The organism is Actinomadura sp. NPDC000600, from assembly GCF_040492135.1.
GTDB lineage: Bacteria > Actinomycetota > Actinomycetes > Streptosporangiales > Streptosporangiaceae > Spirillospora.
This window is the reverse complement of record NZ_JBEUPD010000081.1, coordinates 1-8,481: the sequence shown is the minus strand read 5'-3', so window position 1 is coordinate 8,481 and position 8,481 is coordinate 1. Positions and strand designations below refer to the sequence as shown.

Annotated in this window: 9 protein-coding genes and 3 tRNA genes; 7 read left to right on the top strand and 5 right to left on the bottom strand. The window is 74.9% G+C overall.

Going from position 1 to position 8,481, the window contains the following annotated elements; genetic code table 11:
• On the top strand, nucleotides 1-944 hold a 944-nt coding region (locus ABWI07_RS43615; RefSeq protein WP_353822147.1), incomplete at its 5' end, for an MFS transporter.
• Here the strand turns inward: ABWI07_RS43615 and ABWI07_RS43610 are convergent.
• The 3 genes from ABWI07_RS43610 to ABWI07_RS43600 all read right to left on the bottom strand — a co-directional run bounded on the left by ABWI07_RS43610 (nucleotide 910) and on the right by ABWI07_RS43600 (nucleotide 3,475).
• On the bottom strand, nucleotides 910-2,019 hold the full coding sequence (locus tag ABWI07_RS43610; RefSeq protein WP_149257150.1) for a PrsW family intramembrane metalloprotease: 1,110 nt from the start codon (nucleotides 2,017-2,019) through the stop codon (nucleotides 910-912). The genes ABWI07_RS43615 and ABWI07_RS43610 overlap by 35 nt on opposite strands.
• Complete coding sequence (locus tag ABWI07_RS43605) at nucleotides 2,010-2,579, bottom strand: hypothetical protein (RefSeq protein ID WP_149257149.1); 570 nt, start codon at nucleotides 2,577-2,579, stop codon at nucleotides 2,010-2,012. The genes ABWI07_RS43610 and ABWI07_RS43605 overlap by 10 nt, the downstream gene beginning before the upstream one ends.
• A 77-nt stretch (nucleotides 2,580-2,656) precedes the next feature.
• The gene (locus tag ABWI07_RS43600; protein ID WP_353822146.1) at nucleotides 2,657-3,475 is read right to left on the bottom strand and encodes a pentapeptide repeat-containing protein; all 819 of its coding nucleotides are present in this window, start codon (nucleotides 3,473-3,475) and stop codon (nucleotides 2,657-2,659) included.
• 101 nt (nucleotides 3,476-3,576) lie between these two features.
• Between ABWI07_RS43600 and ABWI07_RS43595 the strand changes: the two genes are divergently transcribed.
• From ABWI07_RS43595 to ABWI07_RS43575, 5 genes are all read left to right on the top strand, one after another.
• On the top strand, nucleotides 3,577-4,359 hold the full coding sequence (locus ABWI07_RS43595) for a putative protein N(5)-glutamine methyltransferase (RefSeq protein WP_149257147.1): 783 nt from the start codon (nucleotides 3,577-3,579) through the stop codon (nucleotides 4,357-4,359).
• A 53-nt stretch (nucleotides 4,360-4,412) separates the two neighbouring features.
• Entirely contained in the window at nucleotides 4,413-4,547 is a 135-nt protein-coding gene (locus ABWI07_RS43590; protein ID WP_268843208.1) for an LPFR motif small protein, read from the top strand.
• Nucleotides 4,548-4,875: 328 nt separating this feature from the next.
• Nucleotides 4,876-4,947 (top strand) — tRNA-Ala (locus ABWI07_RS43585).
• 33 nt (nucleotides 4,948-4,980) lie between these two features.
• Nucleotides 4,981-5,052: transfer RNA gene (locus ABWI07_RS43580), tRNA-Gly, on the top strand.
• Between the two features lie 89 nt (nucleotides 5,053-5,141).
• Nucleotides 5,142-5,212, top strand: a tRNA-Gln gene (locus ABWI07_RS43575).
• A 27-nt stretch (nucleotides 5,213-5,239) separates the two neighbouring features.
• On the opposite strand, the gene ABWI07_RS43570 is transcribed toward ABWI07_RS43575, so the two are convergent.
• On the bottom strand, nucleotides 5,240-6,391 hold the full coding sequence (locus ABWI07_RS43570; protein ID WP_353822145.1) for an L-talarate/galactarate dehydratase: 1,152 nt from the start codon (nucleotides 6,389-6,391) through the stop codon (nucleotides 5,240-5,242).
• A gap of 1 nt (nucleotide 6,392) precedes the next feature.
• Complete coding sequence (kdgD, locus tag ABWI07_RS43565; protein ID WP_149257145.1) at nucleotides 6,393-7,307, bottom strand: 5-dehydro-4-deoxyglucarate dehydratase; 915 nt, start codon at nucleotides 7,305-7,307, stop codon at nucleotides 6,393-6,395.
• 74 nt (nucleotides 7,308-7,381) lie between these two features.
• On the opposite strand from kdgD, the gene ABWI07_RS43560 reads away from it, so the two are divergent.
• The gene (locus ABWI07_RS43560; RefSeq protein ID WP_149257144.1) at nucleotides 7,382-8,266 is read left to right on the top strand and encodes a LysR substrate-binding domain-containing protein; all 885 of its coding nucleotides are present in this window, start codon (nucleotides 7,382-7,384) and stop codon (nucleotides 8,264-8,266) included.
• Nucleotides 8,267-8,481 lie beyond the last annotated feature (215 nt).

The following is an 8,481-nucleotide window of genomic DNA, read 5'->3' as shown; positions in this document are numbered from 1 at the left end:
CGACCAGCGGCGCCGCGCTCGCGGCCGGACCCGTCGCGGGCGGCGCGCTGGTCGGCCTCGCCGGCTGGCGCGCGATCTTCCTGATCAACGTCCCGCTCGCCGCCGCCGTCCTCGCGCTCGCGGCGGGACGGGCCGTGCGCTGCCCGCGCGGGTCCCGCGGCCTCGACCCGGCGGCGCAGCTCCTCGCGTGCGCGGCGCTGGGACTGCTGACCGACGCCCTCATCGCGCTGGGGAGCGGCGGGGGCGTCCACGCGGCCGCCTCGGCGGCCGGAGCGCTCGCGGCCGGCGCGGCGTTCGCGGTCCGCGAGCGCGGGAGCGCGGCGCCGGTCCTGGTCCCGGCGGTGGTGCGGGCGCCCGGGATGCCCGCCGCGCTGGCCGCCGGCGCCGCGGTCAACTTCGTCATGACCGGCGTGCTGTTCGTGCTGCCGCTGGTGTTCCAGCGGACCCTGTCCCTGACGCCGTTCCAGACCGGCCTGGCGTTCCTGCCGATGACGCTGCCGTTCGCGTTCAACCCGCTCCTCACCGGGCGGATCGTCGCGCGGACCGGGCCGCGCCGCCCCGTCCTCGCCGGGCTCGGCCTGCTGACCGCCGGGGGAGTGCTGTTCGGGGCCGTGCTGCTCGGCGGCGCCTCCTATCCGCCGCTCGTCGCCGGGCTGCTGTGCACCGGATTCGGCGTGTCGTTCGCCCTGCCGGCCCTCGCGACCATGGTCGTCGCGGCCGCCCCCGAGGGCACGGCCGGCGCGGCGGGCGGCCTGCTGAACGCCGTCCGGCAGCTCGGCGCCACCCTCGGCGTCGCGATCATGGGCGCGTTCGCGCCGGTCGGCTCCGGGGGAGGCGCCGGCGACCCGGCCTACGCGCTGTTCACCGCCGCCGCCGTCTGCGCGGTCGTGTGCGCGGCCGTCCTGGCCCTCACACCACGCGCACGTTCGCGCCGGACGCCTTGAGGTCGTCGCGCAGGGCGCGGATGTCGGTGCGCAGCCGCTCGGCGGCCAGCGGGTCCCGCTCCAGGCCGCCGAGGCCGTCCTCGATGAGGGCGAGCTCGGCGGCCCGGAGCCGTGCGAGCAGCCGCCGCGCCTCGCCGACCGGCACGCCCCACTGCTCCTTCCTGCGCCACTTGCGGAACGCGAGCACGTGGCCCTCGCCCGGCACGAGGACGCCGCCCGCGGTCTCCGCGTGCACCGTCCGCCGGAAGTGCGAGAGGTAGCGGCGCCTGGCCAGCCGGTAGGCGACGACCGCGGCCAGCAGGATCGGCGCGCCCTTCACCGGCATCAGCATCAGCCCGGACAGGACGGGGGCGTCCCACCAGGAGTGCAGCGCCATGGCGAGGACGAACGCGCCCACCGCGGCGGCCACGTGCGCCTTGGAGAACCGCCCGATCAGGCAGCCGAGGCCCGCGCCGCCCACCGCGGTCATGGCCCAGTGGCTCCACCACGCCCCGCCGACCACCCGGCTCCCGAAGGAGAAGAACGCCGCGTTCGCGTCGTGGGTGGCGCCGGTCAGCACGATCGTGTTGAGGACGTACAGGAAGTTCTCCGCGAACTGGAAGCCCAACCCGGCCAGCGCGCCGTAGCCCCACCCGTCGAGCGGCCCGCGGACCGCCGCCGGCGCCATCAGCGCCACGACCGCGACGCCGAGCAGCTTCAGGATCTCCTCGTCGACCGGCGCGGCGATCGACGCGCCCCACGCCGCGTTGAAGCCCGGCCCCGCCGTCTTCCCGACGATCGCCTGGAACGCGGCGTTGGCGGGCAGCGCCGTCCCGAACGCGGCCAGCCCGCCCCACGCCACCGCGACCAGCGCGTAGCCGAGCGGCGGCGAGCGGACCGGGTGCAGCCGCCGCAGCAGCCACACGCCCGCGGCCAGCGCCGGCGCGAGCAGGACGAGCCCGGTGATCGCGCCCGCGGGGAAGGCCGCGGCGTGCGCGCCGATCCCGCGGAGCGCGATCCAGGCGCCGAGCAGGCACGCCGCCGCCCACAGCCAGAACGCGGGACGGTGCGCGAGGTCCCCGCGGGTCAGCCCCATGGCGCCGCGATCCTGATCGTCCGCACCATCGCCTCGACCTGCGGCACCGCCTTCCGGAAGGCGTGCGGCGGGCCGGTGGCCGTGACCGACGCGCCGAGCGTCCCCTTGGCGAGGACGGTCGCCGTGCCGACGCGCTCGCGCCCGGCGAGCCGTCCCGTCAGCCCCGTCACGCCCTGCGCGGTGGTGACCGGGACGGGCCCGGTCCCGAGGCGCGCGTGCCCGCCCGCGGCGACGATCCGGCCGAGGCCGCCCCACAGGGCCCGCGCGTCGGCCGATCCCAGCGGGACCACCACGTTGAGGTCGAAGACCACGTCGCCGCTGAACAGTTCGGCGCCGTTGGAGAGGGACGTGTCGCCCCGGTTCAGGGCCCAGCCGGACGAGGTGACCGAGAACGTCACCGGGCGGACGCCGCCGCGCTCCGTCCCGACCGACACGACCGTGCCGGGCGCCAGCGGCTGCCCGCGGAGTCCGAGGACCCGGTCGAGCAGGGGAAGCCCGGCCCCGAGGACCAGCAGCACGAACGCCGCGGCGCCCGTGCCCCACCATGTGACCCGCACCACGCGACCCCCCGACGTGCGCTGCGGAAAAATGCCCTTTGACGGGCGAAAATGCCCCCAGACCGGGCGGCTAAACAAGATCAGGCCGCGGGCGCCGGCCAGTGCGCGGGCCGCGCGAGCGACTCCGGCAGGCGGGTCGCCGCGTCGCCCCGCGCCGAATCGAGCTGCGCCTGGGTCAGGAAGAGGCACCCGGTGAGGTCGGCCCCCCGCAGGTCGGCGTCCCGCAGGTCCGCCCCGATCAGGTCGGCCGCCCGCAGGTCGGCGCCCCGCAGGTCGGCGGCGATCAGGTACGCGCCGCGCATGTCGGCCCCGCGCAGGTCGGCGCCCTTCAGCTTCGCGCCCAGGAGGTCCGCGCCCCGCCGGTCCTTGCCGCGTCCGGACAGACCGGCCCGCGCGAGCACGCTGGCCCGCGACAGCAGGCCGCCCGCGCTCTCCCGGACCGCCCGGACGTCCATCTCGGCCAGCTCGCCGGGCCCGCCCCGGGTGAGGCGGTCGATCTCCTCGAAGGCCCGCCGCAGGTCGTCGCGGATCGGCCCGGAGGACGGCAGCGCCGCGGCCTCGTCGAGGTACCGGAGCAGCTCGTGGAGCTGCCGCATGACCGGGAACACGGCGAACATGCGGCGCGCGACGTCCGGATCGCCGCGCCAGTCGCGGCCGGAGAAGGTCAGCTGCGACACCTTCTGGCCGGCGCCGAAGCAGTCGAAGACCGTGCAGCCCGGGAAGCCGCGCCGCCGCAGGTCCGCGTGGATGCCGCAGCGGAAGTCGGCCAGGAGGTTGCGGCAGGGCTCGCCCGCGTCCTTGTCCATCGCGAAGTCGGCCGACCTGGCGAACGGCAGCGCCACGCAGCACAGCCCGAAACAGCTGGCGCAGTCGGCCCTCAGGTCCGCTCTGTCCGACACCCCTGACCCCCGGCTTCTGGACGACGCTCCATTGTCGCGCCGGGCAGGCCATGCGGCGAACGCGTGGGAGCGGCGCGGCCGGGATAAAGTTGCGGACTCCTATGACAGCACCCCTCACCGAACCCGGCATCGTCTCCCGGCTCCGCGCCGCAGGCTGCGTTTTCGCCGAGGACGAGGCCCGCCTCATCCTCTCCACCGCCCGCACCCCCGGCGAGACCAGCGCGATGGTGGAACGGCGCGCGGCCGGCGAGCCGCTCGAACACGTCCTCGGCTGGGCGATGTTCTGCGGGCTGCGGATCGCCGTCGGGCCCGGGGTCTTCGTGCCCCGCCGCCGCACCGAGTTCCTCGTCCGCCGGGCCCACGCCCTCGCGCCGCCCCGGCCCGTGATCCTCGACCTGTGCTGCGGGTCCGGCGCCCTCGGGGCCGCGCTCGCCTCCGGCCTCGACGAGTGCGCCCTGCACGCCGCCGACATCGAACCCGCGGCGGTGCGCTGCGCCCGCGGCAACATCGCCCCGTACGGCGGCGAGGCCTACGAGGGCGACCTCTTCGATCCCGTCCCGGACGCGCTGCGCGGCCGGGTCGACGTGCTCCTCGCGAACGTCCCCTACGTCCCGACCGGGGACGTCGCGCTCCTGCCGGCGGAGGCGCGCGACCACGAGCCGCGCTCGTCGCTCGACGGCGGCGCGGACGGCCTCGACGTCCTGCGCCGCGTCACCGCCGAGGCGTCGCGGTGGCTGGCCCCCGGCGGGCATCTGCTGTTCGAGACGAGCGAGCGGCAGGTCGCCGGCGCCGTCGAGGCCGTGCGGCGCGGCGGCCTCGCGGCGACGGTCGCGGAGTCCGGCGATTTCCATGCCACCGTCATCGTCGGAGCAAAGCCGGTGTAAAACTCCTCAGCGGGGTATCGGTTCGTCAGGACGAACCGAAGGAGTGAAGACAGATGCGCCGCATCAGCGCAGCGATCAGCGCCATTGTCGGGACGATCGTCAGCGTCGTGACCCTGCCGTTCCGCGTTCTTGGGCGGTTGCTGACCCCCGGTCGCGGCCGCGCCCGCACCCGCCGCGGGGCGGTGTGACGCATATCCGCTTCGCCCCGGGCCGCTCCTCAGGAATGGCCCGGGGCGAGCGCGTGGAAAATGCGTTGCACGCCTGCCCGGCGTCCCGCACCATAGGGGTATCGAACTCGACGGAAGTGAACGGGAAGGAGCGGTGACCATGGTCGCGACCATCGCGCAGCAGGCGCCGCAGCCCTTCGGGGCCGGGGCCGGCCGAGGTCTCGCCTTCGCCCGGAACGCCTCTGGATAGAGCCGTCAGGCTCCGCCGGAGGCCGCCAGGGAGAAATCCCGGCGGCCTTTCTCGTTCCTCGTCGCAGGTCGTCATTCATCGCCTATCGAAGTTCTACACGGGTCAGTAGCTCAATGGGAGAGCACCCGCCTTGCAAGCGGGGGGATGCCGGTTCGAGTCCGGCCCGATCCACGGTCCTCAAAGCGGAATCATTCGGCTCCGCACGTCGCACAGGCCTAAATGGTGAGGCGGCTGGCTTCCACCCAGCAGAACCGGGTTCGATCCCCGGGTGCGGCTCTGGACTGGACCGGCGGGAGTAACGACCCCCGGCCGGTCCTTCCCGTGCCCGCGGCGGGCGGACGCCACCGCCCGCCGGCGGGCACCCGTGCTGGATCGTCCAATGGCAGGATGCGTGACTCTGGATCACGTCATGCAGGTTCGAGTCCTGCTCCAGCAGCTCGTCCGGCGGTGAGCGGGGCGCGTGTCAGGGACGGGCGCCCACGAGGGTCCGCCGCGTCGTCCAGGCGCGGGCCCGCTCGCTGAGCGTGATGCCGAGGCCGGGACGGGCCGGGACGTGCATCCGCCCGCCCTCGATCGCGGGCTTCTCCTCGAACAGCGGGCCGAGCCAGTCGAAGTGCTCCACCCACGGCTCGGACGGGTACGCGGCGGCCAGGTGCAGGTGGATCTCCATCGCGAAGTGCGGGGCGAGCAGGAGGCGCCGGTCCTCCGCGAGCGCGGCGACCTTGAGGAAGTTCGTGATGCCGCCGATGCGCGGGGCGTCCGGCTGGAGGACGTCCGCGGCGCCCCGGTCGACGATCTCGCGGTGCTCGGCGACGCTGGTGAGCATCTCCCCGGTGGCGACGGGGGTGTCGAGCGCGCGGACCAGCGCGGCGTGCCCCTCGGCGTCGTGGGCGTCCAGCGGCTCCTCGATCCAGGTGAGGCCGAACTCCTCGAGCGCGCGGCCCATCCGGCGCGCGGTGGGCCGGTCCCATTGCTGGTTGGCGTCCACCATCAGCGGGAACCCGTCGCCGAGCCGCTCCCGGACCGCGGCGACGCGGCGCAGGTCCTCGGCGGGGTCGGGATGCCCGATCTTGATCTTGACGCCGCCGATCCCGGCCCGGGCGGCCGCGGCCGCGTTGGCGAGGACCTCCTCCAGCGGCGTGCTCAGGAACCCGCCCGTGGTGTCGTAGCAGCGGACGGAGTCGCGGTGCGCGCCGAGGAGCTTGGCGAGCGGCAGGCCCGCGCGCCTGGCCTTGAGGTCCCACAGCGCGATGTCGACGGCGGCGATCGCCTGCGCGGCGAGGCCGCCGCGCCCCGCCGAGGCGCCCGCCCACTCCAGCATCGCCGCGATCCTGCCGATGTCGCTCGGGTCCTCGCCGATGACGGCGGGGGCGATCTCGGCGGCGTGCGCGAACTGGCCGGGGCCGCCGGCGCGCTTGGCGTACCCGAAGCCGATGCCCTCGTGGCCGCCCTCGGTGCCGATCTCGGCGAACAGGAGCACCACCTCGGTCATCGGCCGCTGCCGCCCGGTGAGCACCTTGGCGTCGCTGACCGGTGCGGCGAGCGGCAGCGTGACCGACGACAGCTCGACCCAGGCGATCCGGTCGAGGACCGCCTCCGCAGCGGCGCCCGCCATCTCAGCCCACCCGCTTCACGAGCTCCGCGAGCCGGGCGGTCTCGTCCTCGGTCAGGTCCGTCAGGGGCGGGCGGACGGGGCCCGCGGGGTGCCCGGCGACCCGCATGCCCGCCTTGACGATGCTCACCGCGTAGCCCTTGCGGCGGTTCCGGATGTCGCAGTACGGCAGGACGAACTCCGCCAGCCGCCGCTGGACCGCGTCCCGGTCTCCGGCCCGGACGGCGGCGTGGAAGGCGAGCGCGAACTCCGGGGCGAAGTTGAAGATCGCCGACGAGTACGTCGTCACGCCCATCTCCCGGTAGGGGAGCGCGAACGTCTCGGCGGTCGGCAGCCCGCCGATGTAGACGAGGCGGTCGCCGAGCCGGGACCGGATCCGCGTCATCAGCTCCAGGTCGCCGACCCCGTCCTTGAACCCGACGAGGTTCGGGCACGCGTCGGCCAGCCCGGCGACCGTCGCGTCCTGGTAGACGGCGTTGGCGCGGCTGTAGACCGTCACGCCGAGGCCGGTCGCCGCGCACACGGCCCGGACGTGCGCGGCCAGGCCCTCCTGCGGCGCCTCGGTCAGGTAGGGCGGGAACAGCAGCACCCCGTCGGCGCCCGCGCGCTCGGCGTCCTCGGCCATCCGCACGGCCGCCGCCGTCCCGTATCCCGCGGGCGCGATCACCGGGACGCCGTCCGGCGCCTCCGCGACCGCCGCGCGCACGACCCAGCCCACCTCGTCCGGCGTCAGCGAGAAGAACTCGCCCGTCCCGCCCGCGGCGAACAGCCCGGCCACGTCGTACTCGCCGAGGCGGGCGATGTTCTCCCGGTAGGCGTCCTCGTCGAAGGACAGGTCGTCGCGGAAGTGGGTGACGGGGAACGACAGGAGCCCGGACCCGAGCCTCCGGGCGGTCTCGTCGGGCGCGCTCTGCATCATGCCCCGAGGCTAGGATGGCCGATCGATCCAGGTCCAACATAGAAAACGCATCCACTGATACCCGGAATGAATCGATGTTCACGCTCACCCAGCTCGCGAACTTCGTGGCCGTCGCCGAGGAACTGCACTTCGGCCGCGCGGCCGCGCGGCTGCGCATGACGCAGCCGCCGCTCAGCCGCCAGATCCAGCTGCTGGAGAACGAGCTGAAGGTGCGGCTGTTCGACCGGACGAACCGGTCGGTGCGCCTCACCCCGGCCGGGCGCGCGTTCCTCGTCGAGGCCCGCAGGCTGCTCCAGCAGGCCGACCAGGCCGCGACGTCCGTCCGGCAGGTGTCGGCGGGGGAGGCCGGGACGGTCACACTGGGCTTCACGGCCGCGAGCGCCTACGCCACGCTCGGCCGGGTCCTGGAGGCCGCGCGGACGGCCCTGCCGGACGTCGAGATCGTGCTGCGGGAGATGGTGACCCGCGACCAGGTGCGCGCCCTCGCCGAGGGCGGTCTCGACCTCGGGCTGGTCCGGCCCCCGGTGAGCGACCCCGACCTGGAGGAGCGCCGCGCCGACCGCGAGGCGCTGCTCGCGGCGGTCCCGAGCGGCCATCCCCTCGCGGAGGGGGACGGCCCGCTCTCCCTCGCCGACTTCGACGGGCGGCGGTTCATCATGTACTCGCCCGTCGAGGCGCGCTACTTCCACGAACTGCTGATCAGCCTGTTCCGGCAGGCCCGCGTCTCGCCCGTGTACGCGCAGTACCTCAGCCAGGTGCACAGCGTCCTCGCGCTGGTCAACTGCGGCTGGGGCCTCGCCCTCGTGCCCGCGGCGGCGGCGCGGCTGCGCTACGCGGGCCTGACGTTCCGGGCGGTCGACCTGCCCGATCCGGCTCCCGTCGAGCTGAGCCTGGCCTGGCGGCGCGGCAACGACAACCCGGCGCTCGTCCGGCTGCTGCGCCACCTGGGACCGCCCTGACCACCGGTGACCCGCCTTGACGGCGCCCGCCCGCTCGCTTAATTTGGCGTCCAAATATTGGCCGTCAAAGTATCGGCCCGCACCGCCCGCACCCTGGAGGAACGATGAGCGACTTTCCCGCGTACGCGCCGTCCGAGGAGCATGAGCTGCTGCGGCGTACGGTGCGTGAGCTGGCCGAGGCCAAGATCGCTCCTTTCGCGGCGGAGGTGGACGAG